Raw genomic sequence first — 15,244 nt, forward strand, 5'->3', positions numbered from 1 at the left:
TCCACGGAGACCAACAACCCATCAGCGCAGCGCAAAAATGGTGCTTCCGTCTGCTGGTGCGCTGGGGTTGGGTCAGCCGATGTTGTCGACTGCGGCCTTTGCGCGTGCGAGTGTCTGGTGCGCGGTGGAGTCGTTCTTCTCCAGCGTCGTCTTCAGCAGCTGGATGATGCTCCGGACCTCCTGCGAGGCACGGTTCCAGCGCTGCTCCTTGCCGTGGTACTCCTCGGCGACACCATCAGCCGCGAAATCCGCCATCGCCGCCTTGACCTGCGCATCACGCGCCGCGATCACCTGCTCCAGACGGCCGATCACCGCCTGGATGTTGCCCTGCGCCTCCGCCGAGGCCCCCGAGTCGTACGAACGACGGTCCATGCCAGCAGCCATCACAATCACTCCCCCTAAAGATCTGTGTACTTCCGCGGCAAGCGGGCTGTCAGCGGCCTGAGAAGCGGGCCGCGTCGAAGTTCGCCGCCGCCATCTGCTGCCGGGCGTTGTCGGCCTGCTCCTGCACGCCCGAGCCGAACGCCGACTCCATACCCGACTGGCCGCCCACAATCGCGGACAGCGCGCTGTTCAGCGACGCCGTGATCTCGTCCGCGTTCGCCTTGAACGAGTCGAACGCCGCCTTGCCCGCGCCGTTGAACTTGCCCTCCAACGGCTGCGCTGCCTGGACGAGCTGGTGGATCAACGTCCCCAGTTCCGTGCTCGATCCCTGCGACTTCGACCTCAGGGTCGAGAGCGTCTGCGCTCCCATGTCGAACTTCATCAGGCTCCCCCTGCCGGACTTGACGATCGTATGTACGGTCATGCCTATCAACCGGGACATGACCGGTGCAATTCACAATCCCCATGCTATGACGAGGGTGTGACAATGGCTCAAACGCGCTAGGAGCCACCCCCGCCACTTGCAGCGATGTGCTGGGCGTGGGACGCATACACCCATCCACGGTGCCGCTCCGATCGACCAGGTGCTCTTACTCGCCTTTCAGATGCCGCATGAGGCGTTCGAAGTCCTGCCAGCCCGACAGGTCGGAGGGGTCGCCGGGCAGTGGGTAGTACAGCGCGGGGCGGGTCTTGGGGCCGAGGGGGACGGGGGGCTGGGAAAGCGGGATGTTGCGGACGCGGTCGTCGGGCATCTGGTGGACCTCTTCCGCGCCGAGAACGAAGGCGAACGGGACGCCGGGTCCTTCGAAGTGGGGCGGTACCGCCAGATCGCGGCGGGCTTTGCGGATCTGGATGAGCATCGAGGTGAGGCGGTGACGAGTGGCGAGCAGTTCCGCGGCCCTGGGCAAGGCGTCCACCGGAGGCTCCTCGTCCGGTCCGTAGCCGAAGGCCAGCGTGACGTATTCCTCCACGCCTGCCGTCGTGCGCTTGACGCGGATGGTGGCGAGGCCGGGCCGGTCCGGGCTGCCGACCACCACGAACCAGGTCGGTGCTGGTGCCCGCTCGTAGGCGATTTCGGTCAGCTGGCGTGGCGACCAGGGCAGGGTGGTGGGTTCTGCGGTGCCCCAGCCGGCCGGCGGATTGCCGGTGAGTTCGCGCCATATCGACTCCAGCGCGCCGCCGAGTACCAGACGCTCGTCTGCTGGGTGGGTGGTGCGGAAGGTGATGGCCAGCTGGCGCTCGCCGGTGGCCGTGACCTCCTGGTAGGAGGCGGCCAGCCGAGCGCGGGGGTCGTCATCGGTTGCGTCGGGCGACGCCACGGGGGCGAACATGCCGTCCTGCCAGGACAGTACCGCTCCGGTCAGCCCGTCGTAGTAGCCGTCCCGCTCGTCGCGTAGGACCCAGCGGGAGGGCCAGTGGCTGAGGCTGTCGCGTACGGCGGGGGAGAGTGTGGTTCCGGGCGGGGTGACGATCTGCAGGCCCAGCTCGGCGTTGGCGGCTGTCTGGTATGCGTGCGAGAGCCAGGCTGTCATGGCGACCACGGGGCGGTCCTGGATGACGACGGCGACTTTGTCGGTGAGGACGTCGACGGTGGCCTGACCGGCGGCGGGGTCGGCGGGGGTGGGTTCGACGTTTACGCCGTCGGTTTTCACCACGGCGAGGTTGTGGGCGGCTTCGGGTGGCCAGACGGAGCCGTCGGCCAAGGTGGCCAGCCGGGCGGCGAAGGTGCCCGCCAGGCGTTCGGCGTGTTCGACGCCGGTGGTGGCGCGGGCTTCCGTCCACCAGTAGGGGACGGGCGGTGGCGTGGCGCCGAGGAGCCGTTCGGCTTCTCCGGGGACCTGGACGAGCAGTGGTGCCTCCACGGAGACGAGCGGTCGGCCTTCCTCGTCGCAGAGTCGTATGACGGCGCCTTCGCCTGTGTCATCGACGAGGTTGTCGGAGCCTCCGGAGAGCAGGCCCGCGAGCATGGTGGCCGGGTCGGGCATGCGCTGGGTGAGGGCGATGACGTCCTTGGTCATGGGGTCGTCCGGTCCTTCATCGTTCGTGGCAGGGATGCCGTACGTCTTGTGGTCCACGTGGGCGAGAGAGCCCGCCTGCGCGTCACCTGGGGGCGTGCACGGTTTGGATCAGGCAGTTGGGCTGGCCTCTGCGGATGAGGACGCCGCGGCCCGGTGGCTGCTGGGAGGCGTAGACGCCGGGGAAGAGCTGGCCCTCGCCGCGGTCACCTGCCATGAGCAGCGCGGAGGATCCGGACTCGCGCAGGCCCTGGACCAGGGGTTCGTAGATGCCGCGTGAGGCGCCTGCGACACGACGCGTCAGGACGAAGTGCAGGCCGATATCGACGGCGGAGGGAATGTACGGCAGGAACGGGGCCAACGGTTCCTGGCCAGCGGTGGTGAGCACGTCGTAGTCGTCGACAAGGACGACGATCCGCGGGCCGCCGCCCCAGCTGCCCGGTTCCAGGTCCTCAAGGCCTGCGCCGTCATCGGGCAGCCGCTTGCTCAACTCGGTGCAGACCGCGGCGGCGAGGCCCGCGCACAGCTTGGCGTTGTAGGCGTAGCCGCCGTTGAACTCCTCGGGGATCGCGCCGCGCAGACTGCGCCGGGGGTCCATGACGGCGAAGACCAGCTCGTCCTCGCTGTAGCGCTCGACCAGGCCGCCTGCGATGGTCTTCAGGAGATTCGTCTTGCCGCACTCGCTGTCACCCATGATCAGCAGGTGCTGATCGTGCTGGAACAGGTCGAGCAGCACGGGTTCGAGGGCAGTCTGGTCCAGGCCGATCGGCACCCGCCGGGATTCGGCGACCGGGCCCGGCAGGAGGTTGGGCTCAAGGAGGTGCGGCAGCACACGCACCGGCTGGGCGACCTCGCCGCTCCAGGTAGCGCGGATCGTCCGGGCCGTGCGCTCCAGAACCGCGCCCATGTCCGTGGTGTCGGCAAGCCCGTCCGTACGGGGAAGCGCGACCTGCGCGAAGAGCTTGCCGGCGGTCAGGACGCGACCGGGCTCATCAGGCGAAAGGGTCACTGCCAGCTTGCTGTCGATGCTGGACTCGCTGGGGTCGTTCAGCCGCAGCTCGACGCGGGTGCCGAAGTTCGACTGGACCGCGATGCGCACGTCGTTCCAGCGGAGCATGCCCGCCACGACGTGGATGCCATAACCGCCACCGCGTTGCAGGATGTCGGCGACGGCGTCGTCCAGCTCTTCGAAGTCGTCGCGCAGCGCGCCGAAGCCGTCGATGACGAGCACGATCTCGGCGGAGGCCAGCTGCGGCAGCCGGCCCGCCGCATGCAGGGTACGCAGCTGCTCGACGGAGTCGATGCCATGCTCGCGGAAGAGGTCCTCCCTGGCCGCGAGCATGTTACGTACCTCGTCGACGGTGCGCGCCACCCGCTCACGGTCGACGCGACCCGCGACACCCCCGACGTGCGGCAGGCCCGCCACAGCGGCCAGGCCGCCGCCGACCAGGTCGAGGCAGTAGATGCCGACCTCCTGCGGGGTGTGGGTCAGCGCCAGTGAGAGGACGAGGGTGCGCAGGAGCGTGGTCTTGCCGGACTGCGGGCCGCCGATGACGGCGGCGTGGCCGCCCGCCACCGTCAGGTCCAGGTACCACTGGCCCTGCCACTGCCTGGCGGGATCGTCGAGCAGACCGAGCGGTACCTCCAGTGGGCCGCGGCGCCCCGCGAGCTGCGTACCGCGCGCACCGACGTTCAGCGGTCCGGCGACAGTGTCCAGGGCGATCGCGTCGGGCAGCGGGGGCAGCCAGATGCGGCGCACCGGACCTGCGGCGTTCGCCAGCTGCTCGACCATGACGCCCAGTTCGGTTGGCCCCATCTCGCGACGCCGCACCACAGGCTCCCGCGCGTCCCCATCCTCCTCAGCGGAAAGGGTGTTGAAGGTGTCGTAGGGGAGGGCGAGGGGCTCCGTGTCCTCGTCGTCCTCGCGCTGTACGGGGCCGCGGTAGGCGCCCGAGACATAGCTCGCCTTGAAGCGGTCGTAGTGGCTGGTGTCGACCTTGAGGTAGCCGAATCCGGGCAACGGCGGCAGGTGGAAGGCGTCTGTGGTGTCCAGGACCGTACGGGATTCGTCGGCGGAGAACGTGCGCAGGCCGAGCCGGTAGGAGAGGTACGTGTCCAGGCCCTTGAGGTTGCCGCCCTCGATGCGCTGGCTGGACAGCAGCAGGTGCACGCCGATGGAGCGGCCGATACGGCCGATGGACAGAAACAGGTCGATGAAGTCCGGCTTCGCGGTGAGCAGTTCACCGAACTCGTCGATGACGACGAACAGGTGCGGCAGCGCCTCCAGATCCGACCGCCCGCTGGCGCGCAGCGCGGCGTAGTCCCCGATGTCGGCGACATTGCCCGCGTCCTTGAGGACCCGCTGACGGCGCTTGACCTCGCCGGCGAGTGAGGCGTGGACGCGTTCGACGAGGCCGGCCTGGTTCTCCAGATTGGTGATGACGCCGGCGACATGCGGCAGGTCGGCGAACGGAGCGAAGGTCGCCCCGCCCTTGTAGTCGACGAGGACCAGGGCGAGGTCCTCCGGCGGGTGCGTGGCGACCAGGGCGAGGACGAGGGTGCGCAGGAGTTCCGACTTCCCGGAGCCGGTGGCGCCGACGCACAGGCCGTGCGGGCCCATGCCGAGCTCGGAGGACTCCTTCAGGTCCAACAGCACCGGCTCGTGGGCATCGTTGATGCCGATCGGTACACGCAGGAAGGCACGTTCGCCGCGCGGCGCCCACAGGCGCGACACGTCGAGGTGCGCCACGTCGTCGACGCCGAGCAGCTCGGCGAAGTCCACCGGCCCGGTCAGGGGGGCGTCGGTGAGCGATTCGGCGGACAGCCGCAGTGGCGCCAGCATCCGGGCCAGCCCCTCGGTGAACGGGATGCCGGCCTCGTCCACAGAGCCGTGGGCGAGGACCGGCTCCTGCGCGCGCAAATCCTCGATGAGCACCTGATCGCCGTCGACAGTGATCCGGACGCCGACCTGTCCCGGCTCCTGGACCCGCTGTTCGAGCAGGTGCAGGACGGTGACGCCCATCTCGCGCAGGCCGACCGCCTCGTCGGGACGCGGCAGGTCGACGGCGTCCTCACCATGCCCGTCGGCGACGACCAGTAGCCGGGACGTCATGGACAGGGCGTCCTTGTCGGACAGGCCGCGGCGCACTTCTGCCGCATAGGAGGCGCGACGGCGCAGTTCGGGGCCGAGCTGCCGGGCGAGCTGGGGTGCGGAGGGGGCGATACGGCGAGCGGCGACGGGGCCGTCGAACTGCTCGGTGTCGAGCAGATGCGGCAACCACTTGGCCCACTCCCAGTCGGCGAGCCGGTCCCCGGGCACCGCGATCGCCATTGCCACATCGTCGGGAGCATGCAGGGCAGCGGCTTGCACGAAGAGGGCGCGCGCGACGCGCAGGCAGTCCTCGCGGGGGCCGATGACGCTGACGTTGCCGACACGATCGAGCGGGACTGTCAGCGGCAGCTCGGTGCCGGTGCGGAAGCGGGCCATCAGCGCCGACGCCTCGTTGAGCATGAAGCGGTCGGGCGGGGTGAGGACCGACGAACCCTGCTGGGCGATCTGCAGATCGCGTACGGGCATCTCACCGGTGCCGACACGTACGCGCAAAAAGTCGCCGTCGGCGCGACGGCGCTCCCACAGGCGAGCCGGAGCGCGCACGATGTCGTAGAGGGCGGCCGGGGGCGGGTTGAGGACATCGGCCCGCTCGCGCCGCTCCCGCTCCTCGCCGGCCAGCTCCTCGCGCAGGTCCTCCAGATAGGCGAGGTACGCCTCACGCTGGGTGCGCCGGGTGCGCTGGGCCTTGCCGCGCTGCGAGAAGACCAGCGCGACGGAGCCGATGACGGTGACGACGAGGATGATCGCCCCGAGCCCGGCGAACTGGCTGTTGCGCACCACCGTCATCATCACCACCGATGACATGACGCCGGCGACGGGCAGCAGCGACATCGCGATGTTGCCCGCCTTCCCCTCGGGGAGGTTGGGCGGGGCCTCGATGATGCGCGCCTCGGACGCGGCCGGTGGCCGGGTGGCCCTGGCCGGGCGGTGTATCAGTCGGGTACTCATCCTCGTCCGTCATTCGCGATCGGGCTTGGCATCTGGGTCAGTGACGCTGCTGGGAGAGCTGGAAGACGTCCGCGGCAAGACGGGCGGCGGCTTGCCTGGTCGGGTGAGCCAGCAGTTCGGTATGGATCCGGCCGCCGGCTGCCAAATGCCGGTCATACGGCAGAACCTGAACGCTCACGCCGGTGGACCTGAGCATCTGGATGGCCGCGTCCAGGTCGAGCCCTGAATGGGGTACCAATTCGGTGAGCACGACAACCGTGCCGGCCATCACATGCCGCGGCAGCCCCTGCATCCACTGCAGAACCGAATGCGTACTGCGGATGCCCTCCGGCGTGGCAGGTGTGGTCAGAACCCGGCCATGCGCGGCACCGAGCGCGACCCGGCCGACTTCGGCGGGCAACGTCTCACCGTCGATGACCATCACCCCGAAGTAGCGACGCAGCGCCACCACGGCCCGCTCGTACGCCCGGCTGTCCAGCATCACACCGATCTGCCCCTGGCTCGCGGGCAGCAACCAGGCGTTGTTGGGCAGCTGGACGAGATAGCCGGTGACATCGAGCAGCGACATGTCCGGCTTGACGATGTCCGCGATATCACTGGTCGTCCAGCGCAGCGCCTCGGCGCCGAGCCGCTGCGACAGCGAGCCAAGTGCCGGATCGGCCTCCAAGAAGAGGACCGGGTCCTGCCGGTAGTGCGCGTACGTGGTGCCGAGCAGCGCGGCGACGGTCGACTTTCCGGACCCGCCCCGGATGGAGGTCACGGCGATCTGCCGGCCGGTCGTCACGGGCTGCTGGAGCACCTGCGCCGTGCGGGTGATCTCGGCGACCTCGCGCGAGGCTGAGGAGGAAAGCGTACGGCGCAGGGCACGTGCGGCACGCGCCGCGTAGGACTCGCCGTGCCGGGGCTTGCTGCGTAGCGCGTCGGCCAGGTCCTCTTTCACCACGGGCCGCGGGCCGGGACCGCTCTGGGGCTGGGGGCCCGGGGCGTACGCGGTTGGGGCCTGCTGCTCCTGCCGCTGCTCCTGGTACCTCGCCTGCTGCGGCCAGCCGCCCGGATGCCCCGCGTGCCGCTCCTGCCCCTCGTACGGGTAGCCGCCCTGCCGTGGCGCGCCACCACCATGAGCGGCGTCCGGCGCCTGGGTGCCCTGCGCAGGCAGTGCGCGGCCCGGCGCGGAAGCGTCGTGCGCCTGTCCGCCGGGGCCTTGTGCACCTTGCTCGGCGCCACCCCTCAGGTCCCGCAGTACATCACCCTGCCAGCCGTCTCCGCTCGGCATGCCTGTTCACCCCCACTTTGCTGCCCCGCCCGCAGCGCCGGCACATCGACTCAGAATCGTCAGAACTGGTTGAGCAGCTGCCCATACACACCGAACACGCCAAAGGCGAGCGGGAAGAGCCCCACCATGCCAATGGACTCGACCAGATCGCCCATGCGCCGTAGCCGCACCTGCACATGCTCGGGCACCTGCACCGCCAAAACGACCAACGGCAGCACCGCAGCCACACACAGCACAGACAGCGGTCCGACGCCCCCCGCATGCTCCATCCACCATGTCACCAGGCGCACCACCAGGCACGACGCAGCAGCCAAGAGCGCAACAACCTCAACGACCAACGGGAACGCTCGCGCCCTCGACACCAGCACCACGACAACGAGCGCTGCCAGCACCACAGTCCATGCGGTCGGCTTCTCGGCCAGTGTGAGCAGCCAGCCAGCGGAGGCTGCCGAAATCGCAGTGACGATCGTCGAGAGGGCAAGGCCGCGGTGCGTCGCCGCCAGCGCGGTACCTACCTGGTGACGGCTGACGGAGACACCGCCCGAGCGGCGGTCGTCGAGCGCGGTGAGCCCTGACGCCATCAGCGCAAGCCGCGGCAGCACTCCGAGCACCACCAAAGAGAAGACAGCCATCACGGCACCGAGCCGGCCCGGATCACCCTGAACAGCGGCCGCCGTCTCCCACGCAATGGCGATCGCGGCAGTAGTCACCGCACCAACGAGCCCGCCCTTGCCCAGCGGCGAGAAGTAACCAAGGAACACCAGCGTCACGACCAGCGCACTCGCCACGGCAGCGAGCCGCGCGGTGCCCGGCCAGCCGAACGCATCGGCAGCCGTCCACGCCGTGAGAACACCAAGCCCGCCGGCGGCGAGCAGGAACGCCGTCGCCAGTCCCCGGTTCCCCCGCCCGATCTTGGCGACGAGCGCACCGGCCGCCAGGAGCACAAGCGATACGGCTGACAGAGCACCGACCAGGACGCCAAGCGGGAACTCATGGCGGGCGAGCAGCGCGGCGATCACGGCGAAGACGACCGTTGCCACACCCGCACTGGCTCGGCGCGCAGCAGGACGCCAGCGCCAAGACCGCAGATCGAGGTCGTCAGCCACCTGATCGGTGACGTCATGCACAACGGGAGCCGGCGGCGCGGAATGCGTCGTCACCAGCCGGAGCACGGCGCCGTCGGCCACCCCGGCCGACGCCAGCGTGCTGTCGTACGGCAGGACAGAACCGTCGGCCGTAATCAACTGCCGAGCTACCGGCCGCGATGCGGGCCGATCTCCCAGCAACGGCAGGACATCTGGCATCAGTTGCCCTATCGGCGTATCGGAGAGCAGGACGACATCGGCCCGGCGTCGCTCACCGACCAACGTCACTCGGCTCAGTTGCGTCCGGGAACTCGCTGCTCTGCTCACCACTTACCGGAACCTACCATCGCGGGGTTGACGAACTCTTTGGCCAGACGCGACATGCTTCCACCCTGGCTCTGCGTCAGGGAAACGTCTTCTGCACGGTCAGCTCTTCGCGCATTCCCCGGGAATGTCGCAAACTCTGTCCGAATTCGATCCGTTGGCTTCTAGGGGGTCGCCGACCTTGTCGGCTGCCCGTACTGCTGCATCTGACGCTGCTGCTTCTCCTGCTCAGCCTTCTGCGTGGCCAGCGTGTGCTGAAGGAACGACCACCCCACGCACCCCGCGCACAGGACAGCCGTGATCGCGATCCCCGCGAAGACCTTCCCCAGCCGCTCGTCTGCCGTGCGACGTCCCCGTTGCGCCCCGAACAACAGGGCGTCCCGCATCCTGCGACGGCGTACTGCCACCGACTCCAGCAGCTGACTGTCGTAATCCCGCGCCATTTCCTCGTCCGTCACTTCAAGTCGCCTGCCGCACTCGCCATGGGCGATGAACCCTTGGCCATTGGCGACCATACGCTGGCCGTTACTCCGAGACCCTCATGCATGATGGCGCACTTCTGTGCCCGCCGTCGTCCGGCTGGCTCACCTAGCACCGTCATGCACCCGGCCGCGGCAGTGCATGGCGGCCGACTTCAGATCTTCAGCGACCAGCCAGCACGTGTCCGCATGACGCACAGGCCCATGCCGGGACCAACCCCGCACGCGCGGGGACCACCACGGTTGTGGTCCTTTCCTCGGCTTGACCCCGCAGCCTGTGACGTAGCCCGAGCTCGGCGATCGGTAGGCAGTGAACCGCTGAGTGCCTCCGGGGCGGGGGCGTACGCAGGGACTTCCTCAGTTGCGTACGGATGAGGGAGGACGGTTGGTGGTGTGTGGAGGGCGGGGTTCGGTCGTCGCCGTTGCCTGGTCCTGGAGGGCCTTCAGGAGGGTTTTGGCCTGGGGGTGGTTGTGGCGGGGGATGGTGGCGACGCCGAGGTGTCGGGTTGGAGTTGGCGGCGTGATCGGGATGGTGCGTAGTCCTGGGATCGGTGGGGTCAGGGCGATTGAGGGGATCAGTGAGATCCCTGTGCCCGCGGCGACGAGGGAGCGGGCGAAGAAGTAGTCGGTCGTGGTGCCGCGCACCTCGGGGGCGAAGCCGGCGTGTTCGGCGTAGCGGCGCAGGTAGGTCTCGGTCTTGTGGCAGCCGAGTATCCAGGGTTCGGCGGCCAGTTGGGTGAGGTCGAGGGCCTCGTGGCCGGCCAGGGGATGTGTGTCGGGCAGGACGACGTGCAGGGGGTCGTCCATGAGTGCCGTCCAGGCCAGGCTGGAGCTGTGGCCCGGCCGGCCGGGCAGCGGGCCGTCGAAGTGGTAGGCGAGGGCGAGGTCCACGGCGCCTTGGCGGACCAGCGGCAGGCTGTCTTCGGGCTCGGCCTCCCGGACGTGGACCACGGTGTCGGGGTGGGCGGTGGTGAGGCGGGTGAGTGCGCCGGGCAGCAGGAGCCTGCCGCCGCTGGTGAAGGTGGCGATGGTGAGCTGGGTGCGGCCGCTGCCGAGCCGGTCGATCTCCTGCTGGGCGTGGGCGAGTTCCGCGGCGACCGATTCGGCGGCCCCGACCATGATCCGGCCGGCCGGGGTGAGGGTGACTCCGCGGGTGCTGCGCGCCACGACCTGGGCGCCGAGGCTGCGTTCCAGGGCGGCGATGTGCTGGGAGACGGCGGAGGGGGTGAGGCGGAGGGCCTGCGCTGCCCGGTTGAAGCTGCCGTGTTCCGCCACCGTCCGCAGGACCCGCAGCCGCTGCACATCGATCAACAGTATTCCTTAATGCGTATCCAGTAAGTGGGCGCTTCTGCTGATGACTTTAGGTGTCCAGGATGGGGGGCATGCCAAAGATCTGCGTTCTCGGCGGAAGCCGATATGTCGGCAAGCTTCTGGTGCGGCGCCTACAGGCGGCCGGCCACCAGGTCACGGTGATCAACCGCGGCTCGGCCCCGCCACCCGCCGGGATCGAGCACCTCGTCGTCGACCGCAACGACGAAGCCGCCCTGAGCGCCGCGCTCGGCTCGGCCACGTTCGACGTGGTCGTCGACCAGATCTGCTACACCCCGGTGCAGGCCGCGATCGCCGCCCGCGCCTTCGGCGGCCGCACCCGGCGCTACGTCATGACCTCCACCATCGAGGTCTACGACCCGGCAACCGCCGCACTGGCCACCGTCCCGCACGGCACGCCGGTGCCGGAGGAGCTGGTGGACCCGGCCACCTGGCTGGTGGCCATGGACCTGCCCTGGCACGATCCGGCATACCTTCAGGCGCACTACGCCGAAGGCAAGCGCCAGGCCGAGGCCGTCTTCACCCACCACCAGGGGTTCGACTTCACTGCGGTGCGCAGCGCCCATGTGCTCGGTGGCGGCGCGGGGGAGTTCACCGGCCGGCTGGCGCACTACGCCGAGCGCATCGCCCACGGCAGGGAGATCGTCGTACACGCCGAGGCGCTGCCCACGGCGTTCATTCACTACGAGGAGCTGGCGAGCCTGTTGGAGTGGGCGGCTACCGCCACCGACGTCACCGGCCCGGTCAACGCCTGCTCCGACGGCCCGCTCGACGTGTACGAGCTGACGGCTGTGATCGCTGCACGGGCCGGCCGGGAGCCCGTCCACCGCAGTGTCGCCGCGGGCGAGCCGGCCTCGCCGTTCTCCTTCGACCGCCACTACGCCATGAGCAATGCCCGCGCGAAGAACCTGGGCTTCTCCTTCTCCCACACCGCCGACTGGCTGCCCGGCGCCATCGCCGAAGCCCTCGACGCCATCGCCGCCCCCGCCGCCTGAGGAACGGACACCTGCCATGCAGTACCGCACGATCGGAAACACCACCGTCAGCGCCGTCGGCCTGGGTGCCATGCCGCTGTCCATCGAGCACCGCCCGGACGAGCCACGGGCGATTGCCACCCTCCATGCCGCCCTGGATGCCGGGGTCACGCTCATCGACACCGCCGACAGCTATCACTGGCACGCCGGCGAAACCGGTCACAACGAACTCCTCGTCGCCCGCGCCCTGGCCCGCTACGGCGGGGACACCTCGCACGTCCTCGTCGCCACGAAGGGCGGCCGCGGCCGTCCCGGTGACGGCAGCTGGACCGTCACCGCCACCCCCGCGCACCTCAAGCGTGCGGCCGAAGCATCCCGTAAACGCCTGGGAGTTGAGGCCATCGGCCTGTACCAGCTGCACAAGCCGGACCCGGCCGTGCCCTGGGCGGAGTCCGTGGGTGCGCTGCGCGAGCTGCTCGACGCCGGCACCATCCGCGCCGCCGGGATCTCCAACGTCACCACGGACCAGATCCGCCAGGCCCACGCGATCCTCGGCGACGACCTCGTCTCCGTGCAGAACCAGTACTCGCCCGCCGTGCGCGACAGCGAGCCCGAGCTGCGGCTGAGTACGCAGCTGGGGCTGGCCTTCCTGCCCTGGAGCCCGCTGGGTGGCATCTCCCGCAGCTCCCTCGACGGACCGTCCGGTCCGACCTCTGCGAGCACCGCCTTCCACCGCATCGCGGCCGAACACGGCGCAGGCCCGCAGCAGATCGCCCTGGCCTGGCTGCTGTCCCGTTCCCCGACGGTGATCCCGGTGCCGGGCGCCAGCCGCCCGGCCTCCATCCGTAGCTCCGCCGGGGCGGTGGAGCTCAAGCTCAGTGCGGAGGAGCAGGCAGAGTTGGACAATGCATGGCCATTGTCCGCAGGGCCACTGTCCGGTTGAGCCGGCCCACTCGTCGGCCGGTCTAGTGATGGTCGAGGGTGGGGACCACCATGACGGGGCAGGCAGCCGTGTGGAGAGCCTCGGCGCTCACGGAGCCGAGCATCAGCCTGCGCAGGCCGGTGCGGCCATGGGAACCCACCACGAGCAGCGAAGCTCCCCGTGCGGCCTCCGTCAGAAGGGTCGACGGACGGACCCGCTCCACGCGGGGATGTACCTCGACCTCGGGGTAACGTCCGGCGCGTTGGGCGGCCTCGGCGTCCAGGATCCGCAGAGCTGCCTCGTCGAGAGCCTTGAAGTCCGGTGCGACCATGCCCGGCCCGACCGGCATCTCGCTGAAGTGGAGGTTCGCATGCACCATCTCCAGGTGTGCCCCGCGGAGTGCGGCCTCGGCGAAGGCCGCGTCCACGGCTTCCCCCGAGACGTCGCTGATGTCCACCCCGACGACGACCCTGGCCTTCGGGTGCTCGGCCGCTTCGCCCGGCCGGACGATGACGACCGGGCATGCGGCGTGGGTGGCCACCTGCCAACTGACCGAGCCCAGGGGAAGCCGGGCGAATCCACCGGTCCCGCGGTGGCCCAGGACCAAAGTGGCCGCCTCGGCGGAGCGGGCAAGGAGTTCTTCGGCCACCCGGCCCGGTGCCGTCTGCGCGGTCACCACCACATTCGGGAACTCCGAGTGGACCCACGCCGCGAGCGGTTCCACGATCGCGGCGCCCTGCGTCTTCTCATGCGTCCCTCCGCTGTTCTCGTCCGAGGCTCCACCAGGGCCGTCGAGCACATGCAGGAGGTGCAGCGGGCTGCGGTGCAGCTCTGCGTGCCGTGCCGCGTGCCGCACCACGGCGCGTACGGTGTCGCTCTCCGCCTCAACCCCCACCACAACGGGGCGACTTGCTGCTTCGATGTCATACATCAAGGAGCTCTCTCCTCTCGGTCGTGGGCCAGACCTCCGGCTTGGATGACTGGCCCAGCCGAGTACCCGCGCGTCCCGGCTCCAAGCACCGCTGCGAGACTCTCGAACCGACGGAAGCCAGGCATTCTTGGGAGCGCCCCTTGCTCAGTCCGCACTCAGTTCCGCAGTGCCGGTGACGGCGTTCATGTCGGCGTTCCAGTCCAGTTGGGCGGCGAGAATGTCGTCCCCGGGACGTTGCGGGGGCGGTCCTCCGCCGGGGCGGGACGGGGCGCGGGTGCCGCGGGAGATCTCTCCGCTGACGGTGATGTTGTGCTCCACGCGTGGGCGGCGGCACGCCTCGTAGAGGGAGAGGGCGCTTTCCGGGTCAGGGGTGTCCCGTAGGGACTTGGCGAGGATGACGGCGTCCTCCAGCGCCATCGAGGCCCCTTGCCCCGTCGCCGGTGAGGCCGCATGCGCCGCATCACCGATGAGCAGCGTCCGCCCGGAACGCCAGGGGGCGCCGGGCGGGATCTCGGTGGCGTTGGTGACCATGATGTCGTCGGTGGCGGCCGCGACGATGCCCGCGGCGGGAGTGGCGTCCTTGCCCAGCAGCGCGACGAGTTGCTCCCGCCGGCGGGAGGGCGTGGGGTGTGCGAGTGCGTCGGCGGGGACGGCGGCTCCGCCGACGCGGGCGAACCAGTACGTCTCCCCGTCCGGCGAGACCGCGTAGCCGAAGGCGGCGGAGCTGCCCCGCGCCATGGTGATGTGGCCGGTCTCCTCCGCCACCGGGGCGCTGCGCGTATAGCCGTAGAAGACGCTCTGCCCCGCGTAGACGGGCTCCACGCCGGGCGCGATCGACCGCCGGACGGTCGAGCTCAGCCCGTCCGCGCCGATGAGCAGATCGCCGGTCGCGACGCTGCCGTCGGCGAAGCGCGCGGTCACCTCGTCCGGACCGTTCTCGACGGACACCAGCCGCGCACCGTGCGACAGCCCGATCCCCCGACGCACGGCCACGGCTTGCAGCGCGGCGCTCAACTCGCCCCGGCGCAGGCACCGGTAGCGCAGCAGCGCGTCGTCGGCCTCGCCCAGCGGTACATGGGCCAGCTGGCCGCCCTGGGCGTCGAGCACCCGCATGGAGCGCAGCGGGAAACCGAGCGCGGTGACCACATCCGAGGCATCGAGCTGCGCCAGTGCGCGCATGCCGTTGCTCGCCAGGGTCAGGAACGCCCCGATGTCCTCGGCGGTGTCGGGGTGCGCCTCGTGCACGGTGACGTCGAATCCCGCCTTGTGCAGGGCCAGCGCGGTGGCCGTACCGGCGATCCCGCCGCCGATGACCAGAATGCGTGTCATGTAACCAGTCCGCTCTTTTGTGTCGGTCTCGTTGGGCGTCAAGCCCCATGATGCACCCGCGTATCGGGCGTCCGCCTCTGCGGACTTCCCGGCCGGTCACCGCAATTGGCCAGCTGGCTGCTCTTGGTGCTCGTCTTCG

The 15,244-nt window shown here is 69.9% G+C and carries 12 protein-coding genes; 2 read left to right on the plus strand and 10 right to left on the minus strand.

What is annotated here, in order from left to right:
• Positions 1–72 precede the first annotated feature (72 nt).
• From ACZ4XD_RS06910 to ACZ4XD_RS06945, 8 genes are all read right to left on the minus strand, one after another.
• Positions 73–384 (minus strand): pore-forming ESAT-6 family protein, encoded by a 312-nt coding sequence (locus ACZ4XD_RS06910; protein WP_468038917.1) that lies wholly within the window; start codon positions 382–384, stop codon positions 73–75.
• A 49-nt stretch (positions 385–433) separates the two neighbouring features.
• Entirely contained in the window at positions 434–766 is a 333-nt protein-coding gene (locus tag ACZ4XD_RS06915; RefSeq protein WP_388199191.1) for a hypothetical protein, read from the minus strand.
• A 208-nt stretch (positions 767–974) separates the two neighbouring features.
• Positions 975–2,402 carry a DUF6177 family protein gene (locus ACZ4XD_RS06920; RefSeq protein ID WP_468039143.1) on the minus strand — a complete coding sequence of 476 codons (1,428 nt, stop codon included), beginning with the start codon at positions 2,400–2,402 and terminating at the stop codon, positions 975–977.
• An 82-nt stretch (positions 2,403–2,484) separates the two neighbouring features.
• Positions 2,485–6,459, minus strand: coding sequence for a type VII secretion protein EccCa (gene eccCa, locus ACZ4XD_RS06925; protein ID WP_468038919.1), 3,975 nt, complete (start codon positions 6,457–6,459; stop codon positions 2,485–2,487).
• 37 nt (positions 6,460–6,496) lie between these two features.
• Entirely contained in the window at positions 6,497–7,732 is a 1,236-nt protein-coding gene (locus ACZ4XD_RS06930) for a MinD/ParA family ATP-binding protein (protein ID WP_468038921.1), read from the minus strand.
• 59 nt (positions 7,733–7,791) lie between these two features.
• On the minus strand, positions 7,792–9,147 hold the full coding sequence (eccD, locus tag ACZ4XD_RS06935) for a type VII secretion integral membrane protein EccD (RefSeq protein WP_468038923.1): 1,356 nt from the start codon (positions 9,145–9,147) through the stop codon (positions 7,792–7,794).
• Between the two features lie 158 nt (positions 9,148–9,305).
• Complete coding sequence (locus tag ACZ4XD_RS06940) at positions 9,306–9,584, minus strand: hypothetical protein (protein WP_042160714.1); 279 nt, start codon at positions 9,582–9,584, stop codon at positions 9,306–9,308.
• Between the two features lie 393 nt (positions 9,585–9,977).
• Positions 9,978–10,931 carry a LysR family transcriptional regulator gene (locus ACZ4XD_RS06945; RefSeq protein ID WP_468038925.1) on the minus strand — a complete coding sequence of 318 codons (954 nt, stop codon included), beginning with the start codon at positions 10,929–10,931 and terminating at the stop codon, positions 9,978–9,980.
• A 71-nt stretch (positions 10,932–11,002) separates the two neighbouring features.
• Here ACZ4XD_RS06945 and ACZ4XD_RS06950 point away from each other — a divergent pair, with 71 nt between their 5' ends.
• Together ACZ4XD_RS06950 and ACZ4XD_RS06955 are read left to right on the plus strand one after the other, a co-directional pair.
• Positions 11,003–11,944 carry an NAD-dependent epimerase/dehydratase family protein gene (locus ACZ4XD_RS06950; RefSeq protein ID WP_468038927.1) on the plus strand — a complete coding sequence of 314 codons (942 nt, stop codon included), beginning with the start codon at positions 11,003–11,005 and terminating at the stop codon, positions 11,942–11,944.
• 16 nt (positions 11,945–11,960) lie between these two features.
• The gene (locus ACZ4XD_RS06955; protein WP_468038929.1) at positions 11,961–12,866 is read left to right on the plus strand and encodes an aldo/keto reductase; all 906 of its coding nucleotides are present in this window, start codon (positions 11,961–11,963) and stop codon (positions 12,864–12,866) included.
• A gap of 22 nt (positions 12,867–12,888) precedes the next feature.
• Here ACZ4XD_RS06955 and ACZ4XD_RS06960 read toward each other — a convergent pair whose 3' ends face one another.
• Both ACZ4XD_RS06960 and ACZ4XD_RS06965 read right to left on the minus strand, forming a co-directional pair.
• A complete protein-coding gene (locus tag ACZ4XD_RS06960) occupies positions 12,889–13,776 on the minus strand; it encodes a universal stress protein (protein ID WP_468038931.1) in 888 nt (295 codons plus the stop codon).
• Between the two features lie 144 nt (positions 13,777–13,920).
• Positions 13,921–15,105, minus strand: a complete 1,185-nt coding sequence (locus ACZ4XD_RS06965; RefSeq protein WP_468038933.1) for an FAD-dependent oxidoreductase — start codon at positions 15,103–15,105, stop codon at positions 13,921–13,923.
• Between the last annotated feature and the right edge of the window lie 139 nt (positions 15,106–15,244).

It is taken from the genome of Streptomyces sp. NPDC029466 (genome assembly GCF_055574515.1).

Excerpts from the sequence above, each read along its gene's own strand:
- ACZ4XD_RS06910 (WP_468038917.1), bottom strand. The coding sequence starts at position 384 with ATGGCTGCTGGCATGGACCGTCGTTCGTACGACTCGGGGGCCTCGGCG.
- ACZ4XD_RS06915 (WP_388199191.1), bottom strand. The coding sequence starts at position 766 with ATGAAGTTCGACATGGGAGCGCAGACGCTCTCGACCCTGAGGTCGAAG.
- ACZ4XD_RS06920 (WP_468039143.1), bottom strand. The coding sequence starts at position 2,402 with ATGACCAAGGACGTCATCGCCCTCACCCAGCGCATGCCCGACCCGGCC.
- eccCa (WP_468038919.1), bottom strand. The coding sequence starts at position 6,459 with ATGAGTACCCGACTGATACACCGCCCGGCCAGGGCCACCCGGCCACCG.
- ACZ4XD_RS06930 (WP_468038921.1), bottom strand. The coding sequence starts at position 7,732 with ATGCCGAGCGGAGACGGCTGGCAGGGTGATGTACTGCGGGACCTGAGG.
- ACZ4XD_RS06940 (WP_042160714.1), bottom strand. The coding sequence starts at position 9,584 with ATGGCGCGGGATTACGACAGTCAGCTGCTGGAGTCGGTGGCAGTACGC.
- ACZ4XD_RS06950 (WP_468038927.1), top strand. The coding sequence starts at position 11,003 with ATGCCAAAGATCTGCGTTCTCGGCGGAAGCCGATATGTCGGCAAGCTT.
- ACZ4XD_RS06955 (WP_468038929.1), top strand. The coding sequence starts at position 11,961 with ATGCAGTACCGCACGATCGGAAACACCACCGTCAGCGCCGTCGGCCTG.
- ACZ4XD_RS06960 (WP_468038931.1), bottom strand. The coding sequence starts at position 13,776 with ATGTATGACATCGAAGCAGCAAGTCGCCCCGTTGTGGTGGGGGTTGAG.
- ACZ4XD_RS06965 (WP_468038933.1), bottom strand. The coding sequence starts at position 15,105 with ATGACACGCATTCTGGTCATCGGCGGCGGGATCGCCGGTACGGCCACC.